Annotated in this window: 14 protein-coding genes; 6 read left to right on the plus strand and 8 right to left on the minus strand. The window is 69.0% G+C overall.

The window, feature by feature from the left end; all coding sequences use genetic code 11:
• Positions 1 to 36 precede the first annotated feature (36 nt).
• Positions 37 to 1,299 carry an MFS transporter gene (locus AC07EJ_RS05515; RefSeq protein WP_389475825.1) on the plus strand — a complete coding sequence of 421 codons (1,263 nt, stop codon included), beginning with the start codon at positions 37 to 39 and terminating at the stop codon, positions 1,297 to 1,299.
• Positions 1,300 to 1,358: 59 nt separating this feature from the next.
• On the opposite strand, the gene AC07EJ_RS05520 is transcribed toward AC07EJ_RS05515, so the two are convergent.
• The 5 genes from AC07EJ_RS05520 to AC07EJ_RS05540 form a co-directional block, all read right to left on the minus strand.
• The gene (locus tag AC07EJ_RS05520) at positions 1,359 to 3,116 is read right to left on the minus strand and encodes an NAD+ synthase (protein WP_389475823.1); all 1,758 of its coding nucleotides are present in this window, start codon (positions 3,114 to 3,116) and stop codon (positions 1,359 to 1,361) included.
• 324 nt (positions 3,117 to 3,440) lie between these two features.
• On the minus strand, positions 3,441 to 4,487 hold the full coding sequence (locus AC07EJ_RS05525; RefSeq protein ID WP_389475821.1) for a LacI family DNA-binding transcriptional regulator: 1,047 nt from the start codon (positions 4,485 to 4,487) through the stop codon (positions 3,441 to 3,443).
• A gap of 73 nt (positions 4,488 to 4,560) precedes the next feature.
• Positions 4,561 to 6,198, minus strand: coding sequence for a type 2 periplasmic-binding domain-containing protein (locus AC07EJ_RS05530; protein WP_478883837.1), 1,638 nt, complete (start codon positions 6,196 to 6,198; stop codon positions 4,561 to 4,563).
• A 46-nt stretch (positions 6,199 to 6,244) separates the two neighbouring features.
• Positions 6,245 to 7,147, minus strand: coding sequence for a carbohydrate ABC transporter permease (locus tag AC07EJ_RS05535; protein WP_389475817.1), 903 nt, complete (start codon positions 7,145 to 7,147; stop codon positions 6,245 to 6,247).
• Entirely contained in the window at positions 7,144 to 7,998 is an 855-nt protein-coding gene (locus AC07EJ_RS05540) for an ABC transporter permease (protein ID WP_389475815.1), read from the minus strand. Before AC07EJ_RS05540 ends, AC07EJ_RS05535 begins: the two co-directional genes overlap by 4 nt.
• Positions 7,999 to 8,343: 345 nt before the next feature.
• On the opposite strand from AC07EJ_RS05540, the gene AC07EJ_RS05545 reads away from it, so the two are divergent.
• Both AC07EJ_RS05545 and AC07EJ_RS05550 read left to right on the plus strand, forming a co-directional pair.
• On the plus strand, positions 8,344 to 9,318 hold the full coding sequence (locus AC07EJ_RS05545; protein WP_389476331.1) for a hydroxyacid dehydrogenase: 975 nt from the start codon (positions 8,344 to 8,346) through the stop codon (positions 9,316 to 9,318).
• Between the two features lie 107 nt (positions 9,319 to 9,425).
• Entirely contained in the window at positions 9,426 to 11,423 is a 1,998-nt protein-coding gene (locus AC07EJ_RS05550; RefSeq protein WP_478883838.1) for a carbohydrate binding domain-containing protein, read from the plus strand.
• Between the two features lie 69 nt (positions 11,424 to 11,492).
• Here the strand turns inward: AC07EJ_RS05550 and AC07EJ_RS05555 are convergent, their stop codons facing one another.
• From AC07EJ_RS05555 to AC07EJ_RS05565, 3 genes are all read right to left on the minus strand, one after another.
• Positions 11,493 to 13,439, minus strand: a complete 1,947-nt coding sequence (locus AC07EJ_RS05555) for a S53 family peptidase (RefSeq protein WP_389475811.1) — start codon at positions 13,437 to 13,439, stop codon at positions 11,493 to 11,495.
• Positions 13,440 to 13,689: 250 nt separating this feature from the next.
• A complete protein-coding gene (locus tag AC07EJ_RS05560) occupies positions 13,690 to 14,307 on the minus strand; it encodes a DUF305 domain-containing protein (protein WP_389475809.1) in 618 nt (205 codons plus the stop codon).
• The gene (locus tag AC07EJ_RS05565) at positions 14,304 to 14,966 is read right to left on the minus strand and encodes a DUF3105 domain-containing protein (RefSeq protein WP_389475807.1); all 663 of its coding nucleotides are present in this window, start codon (positions 14,964 to 14,966) and stop codon (positions 14,304 to 14,306) included. Before AC07EJ_RS05565 ends, AC07EJ_RS05560 begins: the two co-directional genes overlap by 4 nt.
• Before the next feature lie 320 nt (positions 14,967 to 15,286).
• Here AC07EJ_RS05565 and AC07EJ_RS05570 point away from each other — a divergent pair, with 320 nt between their 5' ends.
• The 3 genes from AC07EJ_RS05570 (at position 15,287) to AC07EJ_RS05580 (ending at position 18,312) form a co-directional block, all read left to right on the plus strand.
• Complete coding sequence (locus tag AC07EJ_RS05570) at positions 15,287 to 16,648, plus strand: glutamine synthetase family protein (RefSeq protein ID WP_389475805.1); 1,362 nt, start codon at positions 15,287 to 15,289, stop codon at positions 16,646 to 16,648.
• Between the two features lie 229 nt (positions 16,649 to 16,877).
• Complete coding sequence (locus AC07EJ_RS05575) at positions 16,878 to 17,024, plus strand: hypothetical protein (RefSeq protein ID WP_389475803.1); 147 nt, start codon at positions 16,878 to 16,880, stop codon at positions 17,022 to 17,024.
• A gap of 247 nt (positions 17,025 to 17,271) precedes the next feature.
• Entirely contained in the window at positions 17,272 to 18,312 is a 1,041-nt protein-coding gene (locus AC07EJ_RS05580) for a YncE family protein (protein ID WP_478883839.1), read from the plus strand.
• The last annotated feature ends 120 nt before the right edge of the window (positions 18,313 to 18,432 follow it).

Raw genomic sequence — 18,432 nt, forward strand, 5'->3', positions numbered from 1 at the left:
CTCCCGCCCGTCCTCCCGTGGAAGGTCCCCTTTTTCATGCCCCTGGCCCTGCTCGCCCTCGCCGTGGGCGCCTTCGGCATCGGCACCACTGAGTTCGTGATGATGGGCCTCCTGCCCAACGTCGCGGACGATCTGCACATCTCCATCCCCTCCGCCGGCCACCTCGTCTCCGCGTACGCCCTCGGCGTGGTCATCGGCGCCCCGCTCCTCGCCGCCCTCACCGCGCGCATGCCGCGCCGCCGCGTCCTCGTCGGGCTCATGGTGCTCTTCGTCGCCGGCAACGCCATCTCCGCCGCCGCGCCCGACTACCACCTCCTGATGGCCGCGCGCTTCGTCAGCGGGCTCCCGCACGGCGCCTTCTTCGGCGTCGGCGCCGTCGTCGCCACCTCGCTCGTCGCGCCCGAGCGCAAGGCCCGCTCGGTCTCCCTGATGTTCCTCGGGCTGACCGTCGCCAACGTCATCGGCGTCCCCATCGCCACGCTCATGGGCCAGCAGCTCGGCTGGCGCGCCACGTTCCTCGCCGTCAGCGCCATCGGGCTCGCCGCCATAACCGCACTCCTGCTCCTCGTCCCCGCCGACCACGGCCATGGCGAGACCGGCGGGCTGCGCGGCGAGCTCAAGGCGCTCGGCTCCCTGCCCGTGTGGCTCTCCCTCGGCACCACCGTCGCCGGGTTCGGCGCCCTCTTCGCCGCGTACAGCTATGTCACGCCGATGCTCACCGGCACCGCCGGATTCGCCGAGGCGAGCGTCACGCTGCTCCTCGCCCTGTTCGGCGTCGGCGCCACCGCCGGGAATCTGCTCGGCGGGCGGCTTGCCGATCGGTCGCTGCGCGGGACCCTGTTCGGCGGGCTCGTCTCGCTTGTTGTGGTGCTGGCGCTGTTCCCTGTGCTGATGCGGGCCGAGTGGAGTGCCGGGGTCGCCGTCGTGCTGCTCGGTATGGCCGCCTTCACCACCGGGTCCCCGCTCCAGCTCATGGTCATGGAGAAGGCCTCCGCCGCGCCCTCCCTCGCCTCCTCCGCCAACCAGGCCGCCTTCAACCTCGCCAACGCCGGTGGCGCCTGGATCGGCGGGCTCGCCCTCGCCGCCGGGTTCGGGCTCACGTCCCCTGCGGTCGCCGGGGCCGGGCTCGCCGTTCTCGGGATCGGGGTGGCCGGGGTTGCCTACGGGGTCGACGTGCGTCGGTCCCGGGGCCTTGCCGTTGCCGCTTCCACCACGACGGGGCATGGGCTCCTCGTCGCCTCGCATCTGCCCGATGCCGTTCCGGCTCCGGACGCGGGGGAGCCCACTCGTCGTCGGTGACTTGCCGTGACGGGTGGGCTCCTGGGGCCGGGCTTTGAGGCTGGGGATAGGCGCGGTGACTACTGCGCCGACTCCCGCCACCTGTTCGTGATCGGCAGGCGGCGGTCCTTGCCGAAGCCCTTCGCCGAGATCTTCGTGCCCGGCGGGTACTGGCGGCGCTTGTACTCCGCCGTGTCCACCATCCGCAGCGTCTTCGTCACCAGGTCCGCGTCGAACCCGGCCGCCACGATCGCGTCCGCGCCCCTGTCCCGGTCCACGTACATCGCCAGGATCGCGTCCAGCACCGGGTAGTCCGGCAGCGAGTCCGTGTCCACCTGGTCCGGGCGCAGCTCCGCGCTCGGCGGCTTCGTGATCGAGTTCTCCGGGATCGGGGGAGTGTGGCCGCGCTCCGCCGCCGCCCGGTTGCGCCACTCGGCCAGCCGGAAGACCGTCGTCTTGTACACGTCCTTGATCGGGCCGTACGCGCCGACCGAGTCGCCGTAAAGCGTCGAATACCCCACCGCCAGCTCGGACTTGTTGCCCGGCGCGAGCACGATGTGGCCCTCCTGGTTGGAGACCGCCATCAGCATCGTGCCGCGCAGCCTCGACTGGAGGTTCTCCTCCGCGAGGCCCGTCAGGCCCAGAGATCCCATGTACGCGTCGAACATCGGCTCGATCGGGACCGTACGGAAGTTGAGGCCCGTCCGGCGGGCCAGCTCCGCTGCGTCGCCCTTGGAGTGGTCCGAGGAGTATTTCGACGGCATCGCGATGCCGTACACGTTCTGCGCGCCGAGCGCGTCGCATGCGATCGCCGCCGTCAGCGCCGAGTCGATGCCGCCCGACAGGCCGATCAGCACCGAGCGGAAACCGTTCTTCGCGGCGTATGCGCGCAGGCCCACGACGAGCGCCGAGTAGACCTCCTCGTCGTCGTCCAGGCGGTCCGCGTAGCCGCCGGTCAGCTCCGGCTCGTACGCCGGGACGTGCTCCTCGGAGAGCGTCACGTGGTCGATGCGCAGGCCGTCGTCGACCGTGCCCGACGGAGCCTCCGGCCGGGCTGCGGGGAGGTCCAGGTCCAGGACCACGCAGCCCTCGGCGAACTGGGGCGCCCTGGCCACCACTTCGCCCGCCGCGTCCACCACGATCGAGTCGCCGTCGAAGACGAGCTCGTCCTGGCCGCCGATCGTGGCGACGTACGCCAGCGTGCAGCCCGCCTCCTGGGCGCGCTTGCGCACCAGGTCCAGGCGCGTGTCGTCCTTGTTCTGCTCGTACGGCGACGCGTTGATCGAGATCAGGAGGCCGGCGCCGGCGCAGCGCGTGGCCGGGACGCGGCCGCCGTCCTGCCAGAGGTCCTCGCAGATGGCGAGCGCCACGTCGATTCCGCGTACGCGGATCACGGGCATCGTGTCGCCCGGCACGAAGTAGCGGAACTCGTCGAAGACGCCGTAGTTCGGGAGGTGGTGCTTGGCGAACGTCAGGGCTACGCGGCCGTTGTGGAGGACGGCGGCGGCGTTCCGCGGGGCGCCGGCGGGCTGGCCGTACTTCGGCTGCGCCTTCTCCGAGCGGTCCAGATAGCCGACGAGCACGGGGAGGTCGCCGTGGCCCTCGGCGGCGAGGCGCTCGGCCAGGGTGGTCAGTTCCCGGCGGGATGCCTCGACGAAGGACTCGCGCAGGGCGAGGTCCTCCACCGGGTAGCCGGTCAGGACCATCTCGGGGAACGCGACCAGGTGCGCTCCCTGTTCGGCGGCGTGCTTGGTCCAGCGGATGATCGCCTCGGCGTTCCCGGCGAGATCTCCGACGGTCGAGTCGATCTGATTCAGGGCGAGACGTAGTTGAGGCACGGGGCCAGTTTATCGTCTGTCTGACGCGATGTCGTCCTGGTCTGTGGGGTTTGGTGGGCTCGGGTGTGTTGTCGGGTGCGGGCTCGGTGTGGGTTGCTCAGGTGCGTTTTTGGGTGCGGGGCCGTGGGGGCATGTACGTGCTCGCTGTTCTATGGGGCATCGCTGCTTAGCCGAATTGCCTGTACGTGGTGCTGGTGGCTCCGCGCGCACATGCCCCCACGGCCCCTCCCGTTTCGTACGCGGCCGACCGCCCGGTGGGGCTGCCTGCCGGCGGTTCTTGCCTCGTGCGCGGCTGTCCGCCCGGTGGGTTCTTCGCTTCTCGGGTCAGGTGCGGTGCGGGCGGACGCTGTCTCTGATCACTATGTGCGTGCCCAGGAGGTGGCGTTGTTGGCCTGGGCGGGTCGTGCCTGTCAGGGCCAGTCTTACGGCCGTGCGGCCCAGTTCCGCGGCCGGGATGTGGACCGTGGTGAGGCCGGGTGTGATGTCTGCCGCCACTGGGTCGTCGTTGTAGCCGACCACAGAGATGTCCTCGGGGACCCGTAGGTTCGCCTCCGCCAGTGCGCGGATCGCCGCTGCCGCCACGCGGTCGTCGCCCGCGAAGACCGCCGTGAAGTCCGGCTTGCCGTTGCACTTGTCGAGCAGGTCCCGCATCGCCTCGTAACCGTGGTGCTGGCCGAAGCCGATGCCGTGCAGGATCGCATCCGAACGGGGGACCCCGTGGTCGTTGAGCGCTCTGAGGTAGCCCGTCACTCGGGCCTCGCCCGTCGTGTTGCCCGGCTGGTAGCCGATCATCGCGATCTTTCGGTGACCGGCGCCCAGGAGGTGGCTTGTTATCGCGTGTGCGCCGGCTCCATTGTCGTACTCGACCACGAGTGCGGGGACGTCGGGTGCCGGTGCCGGTCTGCCGCACAGGACCAGGCGCGAGCCGGCCGCCGCGAGCGCCTGGGCGTAGTGCGCCATCCGCTCGCGGTACTCGTCGTCCTCGATGACCCCGCCGACCAGGACCACGGCCTCTGCCGCCTGTTCGCGCATCATCTGGACCAGTGCCAGTTCGCGGGCCGGGTCGCCGCCCGTCGAGCAGACCAGGGTGAGTCTGTTGTGCTGGGCCGCTTCCATCTCCACGCCCTGCGCCACGGCCGCGTAGAACGAGCTGACCACGTCGAACATCAGGACCGCGATCGTCTTGCGGCCGGCGCCGGCGAGGGCCCGGGCGTGCGCGTTGACCACGTAGTCCAGGTCCTTCACCGCTCTTTGGACCTTGGCGCGCGAGGCCGCCGATGTCGGGTAGTTGCCCGCCAGGACCCGCGAAACAGTCGCGACCGAGACGCCCGCGCGCGCGGCCACATCACGGATGGTGACCCGCTCACCCACTGTTGTCTCTCCTCAACTTGCCCGTCCGGGGCGGGCGATGCCGCCCCGGACCATCATGGACGATGCCGTGCGTTCAGTGCGCCGCCTCGTACTCCTTGGCGAATTCCTCCAGCGCCTGCTGCCCGCCCTGGTTCAGCCACTTCTTGTAGACCTTGTCCCAGTCGGAGACGCTCTGGCGGCCGGTGACCGTGGCCGCCACGCCGTCGCTGATGATCTGGTCGAGGGTCGCGCCCTGCTTGTTGTACGTGTCCGACTGCAGGCCCCAGCGGTCGTTCGGCACCATCATCGGGATCACCTTCTGCTGCCAGGCGTGGAGGCGTTCGACGATGTCTGCGTAGCCCGGCGCGTACAGGACCTGCGGGGCGTCGCTCAGGTAGACGAACGGCAGGTTCACCTTCGACTCGACGAGGCCGAGCGGTGTCGCTATCGGGTTGTTGTCCTTGTCCCGCTTGAAGTGCGTTCCCTCTAGGCCGAAGTGCACCAGCTCGTACTCCTCGGTCCCGAACGGCGAGGCCAGGTAGTCGAGGATCCGCAGCATCAGCTTCACCCGGTCCTTCGATGCCTTCTTGATCACCGTGTAGCCGAAGATGCCTTGAGATTGTTGGTAGCCGGGTGTCGTGTCTTTGGGGGTGTAGGGGACCAGCGCGTCCAGGTCGAAGGCGTTCTTGATGCCTTGTGCCGAGCCGGGGTAGGAGAGGAAGCCGTCCGTCATGGAGAGGGCCGTGCCGTTCCAGAACTGCGTCTTCAGGTCCACCTGCGAGACGGATGTCGCTTCCGGGTAGTACGCGCCGGCCTTGCGCAGGTTCGACATGAATTCGAGCGTGGTCTTGAACTCGTCCGTGCTCGCGAAGAACGTCGCCTTGTTGTCCTTGATGCGCCACTGGTTCGGTGCCCCGTGCCAGGTGGCGTGCGTCTTGTAGCCGAAGTACGCGGTTGAGGACGCTCCCAGAGCCCATGTTCTGGTGGTTGTCGCTTCCTTGGCCATGGTCGCGAAGTCCTCTGCCGACATGCCCGGCTCGTAGCCCGCCTTCGTGAACGCCTGGCCGTTGAAGTACATCGTGTCCTGCGGCTTCGGGCGCTCCACGGGGACGCCGAAGATCCGGCCCGAGATCCGGCCCATGCCCTGCCAGGCGTACGTCGGGATGCCCGCCAGGTTCGGGTAGTCCTTCACTGCGTCGCCCGACAGGTACTCGGTGAGGTCCGCGCAGCGGGACTTCACGAACTGCGCCTCGCGCGGCAGGACGTAGCCACCGCCGATGTTGATGATGTCCGGCAGGTCGTCGCCCGCGAACAGCGTCGCCATCTTCGTGCGGAAGTCCGCGTCCGGGACGACCGTGAACTCGACCTCGACGCCGAGGGCCTTGTTCATCGCCGCCCACAGCTTGTTCTGCGCCGCCGGCTTCGGGGGTGTGCCGTAGGTGATGGAGAGGACCTTGATCTTCTCCTTGCCCGTGCCGGGCTTCTCAGCGACGGCCTTGACCAGTTTGCCGGGGTACGTGATGTAGCCCGCCTGGACGCCCTCCGCGGTGGCCGCCAGGTCCGGCTTCGCGCCGGTGGCGGGGGTGAACGTCGGCCACGCGGCCGCCTTCTTGCCCGCGTTGGAGACCGAACCGCCGCCACCCGAGTCGGTGGAACAGGCGGTGAGGAAGGACGGGGCGGCCAGGGCGGCGCCGCCGACGGCTATGGAACGCAGCAGGGTGCGGCGCGACATCGAGGAACCGGACACGTGAGTGGACCCTTCGGGGAAGGTGGGCTGGCTAGCTCTTGACGGCGCCGGTGAGCACGCCCTTGGTGAAGTACTTCTGGAGGAACGGGTAGACGAGGAGGATCGGGACGGTGGCGATCACCAGGACCGCCATCTGCGTCGTCTGCGGGGCCGAGACCATGCCGGCCTCACTGAGGCCCGTGTCGGAGATCTGCGCGCCGCCGATCACGTAGGTGCGCAGGACCTGCGAGAGCGGCCAGTGGTCGGATTCCAGGTAGATCGAGGCGTTGAACCAGGCGTTCCAGTAGCTCACCGCGTAGAACAGGCCCACCACGGCGAGGGCCGCCTTGGACAGCGGGAGCACGATCCGCCAGAACACCGTCCAGTCGCCCGCGCCGTCCAGGCGGGCCGCCTCGTACAGCTCCTCCGGTATCCCCTGGAAGAAGCCTCGCAGGACCACCAGATTGAAGACGTTGATCAGGACGGGGGCTATCAGGGCCGCGTACATGTCCTGCAGGCCGAGGCCCTTGACCAGGAGGAACGCCGGGATCATGCCCGGGGGGAAGAGGAAGGTGAAGAGGATGACGAGGAGGACCGGTTTGCCGCCGAGTACCCCTGGGCGGCTCAGGGCGTAGGCCAGGAACGATGTGCAGGCCAGGGACACCAGGGTGCCGGTGAGTGTGACGCCGATGCTTACGCCCAGGGCCTTGGTGACTATGCCGCCGCTGAGGATGTTCCGGTACGCCCTCAGGGTCGGGTCCGTGGGCCACAGGACCCAGCCGCCGTTGTCCACCACCTCTTTGTTCGAGGCGAGTGACGTGGAGATGATCACCAGGAACGGGATCAGGACCAGGGCCAGGACGACGGCTATCGCGACCGCTTTGGCCGTCTGGGTGGCCGGCCTGGGCTTCTCCTTCCAGGCCGGGCGCGTGGGGTTTCTTGTCGTCGTGGTCACTTGTAGATCCCCTGTTCGCCCAGCTTGTGCGCCACCCGGTTGGCCGTGAAGACGAGGACCGCGCCCACCAGGCCCTTGAACAGTCCCGCCGCTGCGGCGTATCCGGTGTCCCCGCCGACGATTCCCTGCCAGAACACGAACGTGTCCAGGACCTCGCCCACCTCCGGGCCCACCGACTGGCGCTGGAGCAGCATCTGTTCGAAGCCGACGGACAGGATGTCGCCGAGCCGCATGATCAGGAGCAGCACGATGATCGGGCGGATGGACGGCAGCGTGATGTGCCAGAAGCGGCGCCAGGGGCCCGCGCCGTCGATCGCCGCCGCTTCGTACTGCTGCTCGTCGACCTGCATCAGCGCCGCGAGGAAGATGATCGTGCCCCAGCCGGCGTCCTTCCAGACCACCTCGGCGACGACGAGGGGGCGGTACGCGTCCGGGTTGCCGATGATGTCGACCGTATGGATCCCAGAGTCGCCCAGGAACGAGTTCAACAGGCCTGTGTCGGACAGGACTTGCTGGAACAGCGCGACCACGATCACCCAGGACAGGAAGTGCGGCAGATAGACCACCGACTGCACGAAGCGGCGCAGGAAGTCCGACGTCAGGCTGTGGAGGAGCAGGGCGATCGACAGGGGGACGGGAAAGAAGAAGGTCAACTGCAGGATTGCTATGTAGAAGGTGTTCCACGTCGCGTGCCAGAAGTCCGCGTCGCCGAACATCCTGGTGAAGTTCTCGAAGCCCACCCAGGGGCTCGCCCAGAGGCCGTCGAACGGGACGTACTCCTTGAACGCCACGACGTTGCCGACGAAGGCGCCGTAGTGGAACACCAGGAAGTAGGCCAGGCCCGGGACCATGAGCAGCAGGAACGTGCGGCTGCTCCGAAACCGTTTCCGGAAGCTGTCCTGCCTGGATTTGTGTGTGTTTGACCCGATGCCCTCAGTGCCGGGGGGCTTCACCGCCTCGGTCTCGGGCCTGTCCTTCGCCACCGTGGGCACGGAAACCCCTCCGTTGTTGGAACAAGGTGAGCGGGAATCTAAAACGGTTACTACGCCGGGTCAACCCCCTTGTTCCAGCGATCTATTGACCATCCTTCAGAGTTGGACCTAGCCTCCTGACGTCTTGAGGTAACCGGTTTCTATAGATCTGCAGCTGGAGGGTGGTAGCGCGTGGCAGCACACCGACCGATCGCGGCACTGGCCATGGACGCCGAGGTGCTCGACCGGGTCATCCCGACCGACCTGCGGCAACGGCTCGGGCGGTGCGCCGACCTCGCACCTGTTCCGCTGACCGGACCGCTCGGCACCCCCGAGTCCCGCGCGGTCCTCTCCGGCGTCGAGGTGCTGATCACCGGCTGGGGCTGCCCGCGGCTCACCGAGGACGTCCTGGCCCACGCGCCCCGGCTCCGCGCCGTCGTGCACGCCGCCGGGTCGGTCAAACCCGTCGTCTCGGACGCCCTGTGGGACCGGCCCGGCGTCACCGTTTCCTCCGCCGCCGACGCCAACGCGGGCCCCGTCGTCGCCTTCACGCTCGCCGCGATCACCTTCGCCGCGAAGAAGGTGCTGCCCGTCGCCGCCCGCTACTCCGGCGGCTGGCCCGGCTTCACCGAGCGCGCGGGCGCCGACGGCCGAGTCGTCGGGATCATCGGCGCCTCCCGCATCGGCCGGCGCGTCATCGCCGGGCTGCGCGCCTCGGACGCGGGGTACCGGATCCTGCTCACCGATCCGTACGTCACCGAGGCCGATGCCGCCGCGCTCGGCGCCGAACTCGTCGAGCTGCCCGAGCTGTGCCGGCGCAGTTCCGTCGTCAGCGTGCACGCGCCCCAACTGCCCGAGACTCGCGGGTTGTTGGGGGAGGAGATGCTGAAGCTCGTGCCGGACGGGGGTGTCGTCGTGAACACCGCTCGGGGTTCGCTCGTCGACACCGAGGCGCTGACTCGGGAGTGTGCCGCCGGGCGACTTGACGCGTTCCTCGATGTCACCGACCCCGAACCGCTGCCCCCGGAGCACCCGTTGCTCGCCCTGCCCAACGTCCTCGTCACCCCGCACGTGGCGGGCGCGCAAGGCAGCGAGGTGCGTCGCCTGGGGTTGTACGCGGTGGAGGAGGCCGAGCGGTACTCGCGAGGCGAGGAGCTTCTCGGGCGGCTTGTCAGGGGGGAGCTCGGGCGGCTCGCCTGAGGGGGCGGAAGGTTGTTGATGTAACCGTTTCCTGTCGAACTCTTGACGTCAACTGCCGTCCTGGACACGGTACTTGCCGAACGCCTCTCCTATCCCCAGGAGCAAGAATGGCACCGGTTACATCCAGGCTCCGAAGAGCCTGCACCACGCTCGCGGCCGGTCTCGCGCTGGCCGCCTCCGCCCTTGTGTCCCCGCCCGGCGCCCAGGCCGCCGGCCCCGCGCACCCCGGCCATCCGTCCCACCCCTCGCAGTCCGCGAGCACCCCCTACTACGTGGACTGTTCCGCCGCCGCGAACGGTGACGGCAGCCTCGCCGCGCCCTACAACAGCCTCGCCGCTGCCAACGCCGTCACCTACGGGCCCGGCGACCGGCTCTACTTCAAGCGCGGAGCCACCTGCCCCGGTCAGCTCAAGCCCACCGGATCGGGCTCCGCCGCCGCCCCCGTCAGGGTCGCCCCCTACGGCTCCGGCGGCGCGCGCCCCGTGATCGAGGGCGGTGGCACCGTCTACGCCGCAGTCCATCTGCTCAATGTCGAGCAGTGGGAGATCAAGGGACTTGAGGTCACCAACAAGGGCGCCACGGACGCCGAGCGCAACGGCATCCTCGTCGAACTCGCCGACCACGGCACCGGCACCCACTACGTCCTCGACGACGTCTACGTCCACGACGTCAACGGCGGCGACACCAAGAGCAGCAACGGCATCCAGTTCCGCGTCTCGGGCACGGTGACGCCGACCCGCTTCGATGACGTACTCGTCCAGAACAGCGAGATCTACAAGGTCGACCGCGAGGGCCTGACCACCCAGTCCAGCTGGGCCTGCCGCGCCGTCTACGGCTGCACCAGTGGTCCCGCGCGGACGGCGAGTACGCGCGTCGTCTTCCGTGGCAACAAGATCCACGACATCGGCGGCGACGGCATGGTCGTCCGCGTGACCCGTGACGCGCTGGCCGAGCACAACGAGGCGTACGACATCTGGATGCGTTCGGCGGGCAACAACGCGGGCCTGTGGACCATCAACAGCGACGGGACCGTCTTCCAGTACAACGAGGTCCACCATGTGCGCCGTAAGGCGGGCATGAACGACGGCATGGCCTTCGACGCCGACTTCGGCACCCGCGGCGCCGTCTTCCAGTACAACTACAGCCACGACAACGAGGGCGGCTTCCTGCTGCTGTGCGGGGCCTGCGGCAGCGGCGCCGACACGGCCGGGACGGTCGCGCGCTACAACCTCTCCGTCGACGACGGCTCGCGCATCCTGTACGCCGTCGGCGACGCGGCCGCCCAGATCCTCGACAACACCTTCTACATGGGGGCCGGTTCCACCACGTCCGTCGTGGAGAGCAGCGGTGGCGCGTCCACCACCCTGTGGAGCAACAACATCTTCTACAACCTCGGCACCGGCGGCTACGGCGGCAAGCCCGCCGAGCACACCTGGCGCAACAACGTCATGTACGGCAACCATCCGGCATCCGAGCCCGCCGACCCCGGCAAGGTGACCGCCGACCCGCTGCTCGCCGACCCGGGCTCCGCCGATCCCGCGGGGTACAAGCTGAAGGCCGGTTCTCCCGCGCGCGGCGCCGGGCAGGTCACCACCGGCTCCGGCGGCAAGGACTACTTCGGCTCGCCCGCGCCCGTCGCCTGTCGTCCCGACATCGGCGCCCACCAGGGCTCGGCCTTTGATGACACCGCCTGTTCGGGCGGGACCGACCTGGTTGCCAATCCCGGCTTCGAGACGGGCGTCTCACCCTGGGTGCCCTCGGGGACCGTTGCGGCCGACACCGCGAATCCGCACGGGGGCGACGCCGGCCTGCGCGTCTCGGGGACCCCGAGCACGGCCGAGCAGAAGATCACCGTCGCGCCGAACACGACGTACACGCTCTCCGGCTGGGGGCGCGTCGACGCGGACGACACCCAGCTCGCCGTGGGGGTGAAGAACTTCGGGGGTGCCGAGACCCGGATCCCTGCGTTCACTGCCTTCGGGTGGCGTACGGGCAGCATCACCTTCACCACGGGCGCCACCAACACCTCGGCGACGCTCTACTGCTACACCCGCACCGGCAAGGGCAGCGGCTGGTGCGACGACCTGAGAGTCGTCAAGCAGTAATGCCTGTACGGGAATTGAGGGCGGCGCCCGTCCCGGTGATGTCCGGGGCGGGCGCCGCTCTTTCGTGGGTCAGCGACGGCCGAAGGACGTCACGTAGCCCGGCGCCGGCGAGCCGACACCCGTCACGTCGTCGTAGCCGCGGACCGCCTTGAGCGAGCTGTCCTTGCCGAGGCTGCGCAGGGAGGTCAGCAGGCCGTCGGCCGCGTCGAACCCGTTCGCGTAGTCGACGCGGACCACCGCGAGGTCACGGCCGGTCGGCTTGTCCGTCACGTCGTGGTAGATCTTCGAGCCGGAGCGGTCGTAGATCGCCGGGTTGGCGAAGCCGAGCGCGTGCCCGCCGCGGGCCTCCTGGACCAGTGCCTGCACACCCGCGATGACGGGCGCCGCGAGCGACGTGCCGCCGATGCGGTACTCGTCGTACTTGAGCGAGCCGTCGGGGAACGTCTGCGACTGGCCGACGAGGAAGCCGGTGTTCGGGTCGGCCACCGCGGAGATGTCCGGCACCGTACGCATCTTCTGCGAGCCGCCGTTGGCGCGCGCCAGCGAGTTCGGCACGACACCGCTCTGGTAGAACGGCTGCTTCACCGTCTTGCTGGTGCCGCCGCCCGCGCCCGAGGTGTACGCCCCGGGGAAGGCCTTCCAGCTCTTGCCGTCCGCCGCGAGGTCCGCCTTGAGCGTGCCCCAGCCGGTCTCGAACTGGTACTTGTCGCCCTTGCCCACGGCCAGCGACGTACCGCCGACGGACGTCACCCACGCCGAGTTGGCGGGCACGTCGACCTGCTTCGTGCCGGTGTGCGCCACCTCGTCGCCGTTGTCGCCGGACGAGAAGTAGAAGCCGATGCCCTCGATCGCGCCGAACTGGAAGATCTGGTCGTACGCGGCGGCGAGGTCGGGGGTCTGGTTGGCCTCGATGTCGCCCCACGAGTTCGACACGATGTCGGCGAGGTGACCGTCGACGATCTTGCCGAGCGAGTCGAGCAGCGCGTCGTCGTAGCAGGACGCGGCGCCGACGTAGGTGATGTCGGCCGCGGGAGCCACGGCGTGCACGGCTTCGACGTCGAGGGTCTCCTCGCCGTACCAGCCGGAAGCCCCGCACTCCTCGGTCTTGGTGTAGTCCGCGGGCAGGACCTGCTTCAACTGGCCGCTGCGGTAGGCCGCGTCACCGTTGCGCTTGGCGTAGGTGGCCGCGTCCTTCGCGATGGTCGGCGAGGCGTACGCGTCGGTGATGGCGACGCGGACCCCCTTGCCGGTCTTCTTGCCGGCGCCGTAGGCGGCACGCAGCTGCTTGCCGGTGTAGCCCTTCACGGCGTACGGGGCCTTCTGGCCGTACGCGGACGGCAGGGTGCTCGCCGTCTTCGAGCCGAAGTACGACGAGAAGGGGCCGGCGTTGTGGAACACGGCGTCCGGCGGCGGCAGCGTCTCGTCGTGGTCCGCCTTGTGCGGCGCGTTGTCCAGGCCGGTCACGGTGAGGACCGCGCCGTTCAGGGACGTGGGCACCGTGGCGGCGGCCGTGGGCGCGCGGTAGGTGTGCTTGCCCTTGGCGTAGTTGTGCAGCTGGGCGCCGAACGCCTTCTCGGCGGCGGCGACCTCGCCCGAGACGGAGATGTAGTGCTTGCTGACGTCGGTCACGGTGAGGCCCGAGGACTCGAGCCACTTCGTGACCTCGGCTATCTGCGCCTTGGTCGCGCCGAAGCGGGCCTGGGCCTGCTTGGCGCTGAGGTGCTTGCCGTACGACGCCGACTGCGGGTCGGACACGGCTTTCGCGTACGCCGCGAGGCCCGCCGCGTCGCGCCCCGCGAGGTAGACGCGGGCGTGCACGGTGGAGCTGTTCGACGCGGCACCCTGGTCGGCCTTGGCCGTGGCCCACAGCGGCTTGGTACCGGTCAGTGCGTCGCGGGCGCCCGGGTTCGGGTCGGCCTGGGCGACGGGTGCTGCGATGGCGAGCGCGCCGGCGAGCAGTGGCAGTGTCGCTGCCAGGCTGAGCCCGGCGCGGGCCGCGGCACGGGTGGATCTCATACAACCCCCTGCGATGTGGTTCGTCGCGTGTGGCGACTGTGATGCGCGTGCACTGGATCGACCTGCGCACGCAACTGATCACTGTTGCGCCGAACCGTTCATGCAAGGGGAATGGAAGCGCCAAGAAGAGCCCAAGGAACGCCATTCGAGGGCGATTTGGGGCAGTACGTGATCGGGGTGGGGGCTCTCCTTCGGGTTTCCGTCCGGATTTCCCTTCAGGTTTCCCTTCAGGTTTCCCGTTGGGGTTCCCCTACGACCGCTCCTTCAACATCCCCGCCATGAGGTCGAGTTCCGACTTCTGCGAGGCGACCATGCCCGCCGCGAGCCGCTTCTCCACCCCGACCCCGCACCGCTCCACGCACCCCTCGGCCATGTGGACGCCGCCCTTGTGGTGCGCGGTCATCAGCTGGAGGTACAGCACCTCGGCCCGCTTGCCGTTCGCCTTGCGGAGCTCGTCGAGCTGCGTGTTCGTGGCCATGCCCGGCATCAGCGCGCCGTCCTGTCCCGGTGGCATGTCACCCATGCCCATCCAGGACATCGGCGGCTTCGCGGACACCTTGGGCAGCCCCCACAGGTCGAGCCAGCCGAGCAGCATGCCGCGCTGGTTGGCCTGTGTCTGCGCGATGTCGTAGGCGAGGCGGCGCACCTCCTCGTCCTTCGTGCGGTCGCGCACGATGTACGACATCTCGACGGCCTGCTGATGGTGGACCGCCATGTCCCGCGCGAACCCCGCGTCGGCGGACTCGGCGCCCGGCACCCGAACGGCCGCCGAACCGACGCCGTCCCCGTCGGCGACCGCGTACGTGACCGCCCCGGCCGCGACGAGCACCGCCGCCACGGCCGGCGCGATCCACACCGCGCGCCTCACTGGGACAGACCGTTGGTGCAGGCGGCACCCGGCTCGGGGGTCTGCTTGCCCTGGACGAACGTCGAGAAGAACGAGGCCACGTCCGGGTCGGTGGCGCTCTTCACGGTCCGCTGGTGACCCCAGGCGCTCAGCATGATCGGGTCCTTCTGGTCCTGGTCCGGGCTCATCAGCGAGTACGGCGTCTGGCGGACCTTCGCCGCGAGCTTCTGCACGTCGCCCGGGTCGGCCTTGTCCGTGTACGTCACCCAGACCGCGCCGTGCTCCAGGGCGTGCACCGCGTTCTCGTTCGGGATCGGCTTCTTGTAGACGTCGCCGTTGCAGTTCATCCAGACCTGGTTGTGGTCCCCGCCCACCGGTGGCGTCATCGGGTACGTCACCTTCTTCGCGACGTGGTTGCGGTCCAGCTTCCCGGTCCAGGTCTTCACGCCGTCCGAGCCGGTCTTGAACGACCCGGCCGACGACTTCGCGTCCGCCGTGTCCTTCGAGTCGTCACCCTTCATGAGGGCCCACGCCCCGAATCCGGCGAGGCCCACGACGACGACGGCGCTGACTACGACGACGAGGACGCGGCGCAGCCGCTCGCGGGAGCGGTCGGCGCGGCGCATCTCCTCTATCCGGGCCTTGCGCGTCGCGGAGCCGGTGTTCTTGGCGGAACCCATGGTGAGTCCTTCTGGGAAAGGGACGGGACGGCGATACGGGTCCGCTGATCGTAGTGGGGAGAACGGGGCCGTTGCCATGCCGTGTAGCAGGTGCTCCGGGCGGCAGGGACTATGGGACGAGGGGCCTCGGCAGGCACTATGGGCACGGAGTCGTATACATCTGCCGTTCGCACGATGTTCGGGCCCGGGTCGACCGGTCGATCAAGGTCGGCAACGCGCACGAAACGGTGATGTGGTGGGATGCTCAGGAGCCTGCCGACGGTGTCCCGCAGGGCGCGGACGCAGGCGGCCTGACCAGCAAGGATGGGTGGAATCGGAAGATGGACAAGCAGCAGGAATTCGTGCTCCGGACGCTCGAGGAGCGGGATATCCGGTTCGTCCGCCTGTGGTTCACGGATGTCCTCGGCTTCCTGAAGTCGGTGGCCGTGGCCCCGGCGGAGCTGGAGCAGGCCTTCGACGAGGGCATCGGCTTCGACGGCTCCGCGATCGAGGGCTTCGCCCGCGTGTACGAGTCGGACATGATCGCCAAGCCGGATCCGTCGACCTTCCAGGTGCTGCCCTGGCGCGCCGAGGCCCCCGGCACCGCACGGATGTTCTGCGACATCCTGATGCCCGACGGCTCCCCGTCGTTCGCGGACCCGCGCTACGTGCTGAAGAGGGCCCTCGCGAAGACCTCGGATCTGGGCTTCACCTTCTACACGCACCCCGAGATCGAGTTCTTCCTCCTGAAGGACAAGCCGCTCGACGGCTCCCGCCCCACCCCGGCCGACAACTCCGGCTACTTCGACCACACCCCGCAGAACGTCGGCATGGACTTCCGCCGCCAGGCGATCACCATGCTCGAATCCATGGGCATCTCCGTCGAGTTCAGCCACCACGAGGGCGCCCCCGGCCAGCAGGAGATCGACCTGCGGTACGCCGACGCGCTGTCCACGGCCGACAACATCATGACGTTCCGCCTCGTCATGAAGCAGGTGGCGCTGGAGCAGGGCGTGCAGGCGACCTTCATGCCGAAGCCGTTCTCGGACTACCCCGGCTCCGGCATGCACACGCACCTCTCCCTCTTCGAGGGCGACCGCAACGCGTTCTACGAGTCCGGTTCCGAGTACCAGCTGTCCAAGGTCGGCCGCTCCTTCATCGCGGGCCTGCTCAAGCACGCCGCCGAGATCTCCGCCGTCACCAACCAGTGGGTCAACTCCTACAAGCGCATCTGGGGCGGCGGCGGCCGCACCGCGGGCGCCGGCGGCGAGGCCCCCTCGTACATCTGCTGGGGCCACAACAACCGCTCGGCGCTGATCCGCGTACCGATGTACAAGCCCGGCAAGACCGGCTCCGCACGCGTCGAGGTCCGCTCCATCGACTCGGGCGCGAACCCGTACCTGACGTACGCCGTGCTGCTCGCCGCCGGACTCAAGGGCATCGAGGAGGGCTACGAGCTCCCGCCGGGCGCCGACGACGACGTGTGGGCCCTGTCCGACGCCGAGCGCCGCGCCATGGGCATCGAGCCGCTCCCGCAGAACCTCGGCGAGGCCATCGCCCTCATGGAGCGCAGCGAACTCGTCGCCGAGACCCTGGGCGAGCACGTGTACGACTTCTTCCTCCGCAACAAGAAGCAGGAGTGGGAGGAGTACCGCTCCGAGGTGACCGCGTTCGAGCTGCGGAAGAATCTGCCGGTGCTGTAAGGACTGGTCAGGGCGGTTTCTCGCCGCGTCGAGTCTCTGGGGCCGTCGGTCTACGACCGGCGGCCCCGCCTCGTGCGCCGGAGGCTGGGCCGTCTGTGGGCCGTGGGCCGTCGGATCGGGCCTCCGGACAGGCCTCCTGGATCACTTGAGCGGCACAGGGGTAACCGGACCAGGTCCTCAGCTGCGTGCTCCGAGGCTTGGCCAGGGACGCCCATCGGGAGGTGTCGGAGTGGCTGAGGTCGCACGACTCCTGCTCGTACTGCGTGACGTCCACATCGCCGAGCAGCGCGCGGGCCTGCGGCACTGTTCGCTGCCACGCTTCGAGGGGCTCGGCCGGGATCGGCCCGCTGCCTTCGGGCGCAGCCTCGGTTCCTGAGCTCATGGGAGAAGTCCCGGCAAGCGGTCACGTTCAGCGCAGTCCGGCTGGCAGAGCAGCGCGGCGGACCAAAGGATGTGCTGTGACGGTCGTGGACGTTCTTTGCTGCTCAGCCGTCGCACTCATCATGACGGCCCCAAGAGTCGACCGGCCTGGAGGAAGAATGTCCAGAACTCTCCCTGAGCTTCTGCCAGGCGACGTTCCCGCATCCCCACGCCGTGGCGCACGGCGCCAGTGGCTCGGCCGATTGAGCGTCATCCTGGCGGCGTTCTCCAGCGCCCTCCTGTCCGCCACGGCTCCTCACGCCTTTGCTGCGCCGCACAAGGACCAGCGCAGTGATCGCCTGTATGTCGTCAACGGCGGCTCGGGCACCGTGTCGGTGATCGACACCAGGACCAACGCGTTCGTGGGCCCCCCGATCCACGTCGGCAAAGGTCCCGCCGGGGTGGCCGTCGACGGCGTGCGTGGTCGCGCGTACGTGACCAATTCCGGCTCGGGCACCGTTTCGGTGATCAATACCAGGACCAACAAGGTCGTGGGCTCCCGGATCCATGTCGGTAAAGGTCCCGCCGGGGTGGCCGTCGACGGCGTGCGTGGTCGCGCGTACGTGACCAATTCCGGCTCGGACAGCGTTTCGGTGATCAATACCAGGACCAACAAGGTCGTGGGCTCCCGGATCCATGTCGGTAAAGGTCCCGCCGGGGTGGCCGTCGACGGCGTGCGTGGTCGCGCGTACGTGACCAATTCCGGCTCGGACAGCGTTTCGGTGATCAATACCAGGACCAACAAGGTCGTGGGCTCCCGGATCCATGTCGGTAAAGGTCCCGCCGGGGTGGCCGTCGACGGCGTCCGCGGTCGCGCCTACGTGACCAACGCCCACTCGCACGCCGTGTCGGTGATCAACACCAGGACCAACAAGGTCGTGGGCTCCCGGATCCATGTCGGCAAAGGCCCCGCCGGGGTGGCCGTCGACGGCGTCCGCGGCCGCGCGTACGTGACCAACTCCGGCTCGTACGCCGTGTCGCTGATCAACACCAGGACCAACGCGGTCGTCGGCTCCCCGATCCTCGTCCGCTACGGCCCCGCCTGGGTGGCCACCGACGCCCTCCGCGGTCGCGCCTACGTTGCCAACTCCCTCTCGGACAGCGTGTCGGTGATCGACACCAAGACCAACACCGTCGTGGGCTCCCCGATCCCCGTTGGCAACGCCCCCGCCGGGGTGGCATTGGGGAAGTCGCTCCGGCCCGCGAATCACTCACCCTTCAAGGCGAGTACCGCTCCGAGGTGACCGCGTTCGAGCTGCGGAAGAACTTGCCGGTGCTGTAAGGCTGTTGGGTCGGAGGGGCGGGGTACTTGATGCGGTCCCGCCCCTTCGGCGTTTCCCGGTCGCTACCGTGGTCGGTGAGCG

Source organism: Streptomyces sp. NPDC045026 (genome assembly GCF_056432625.1).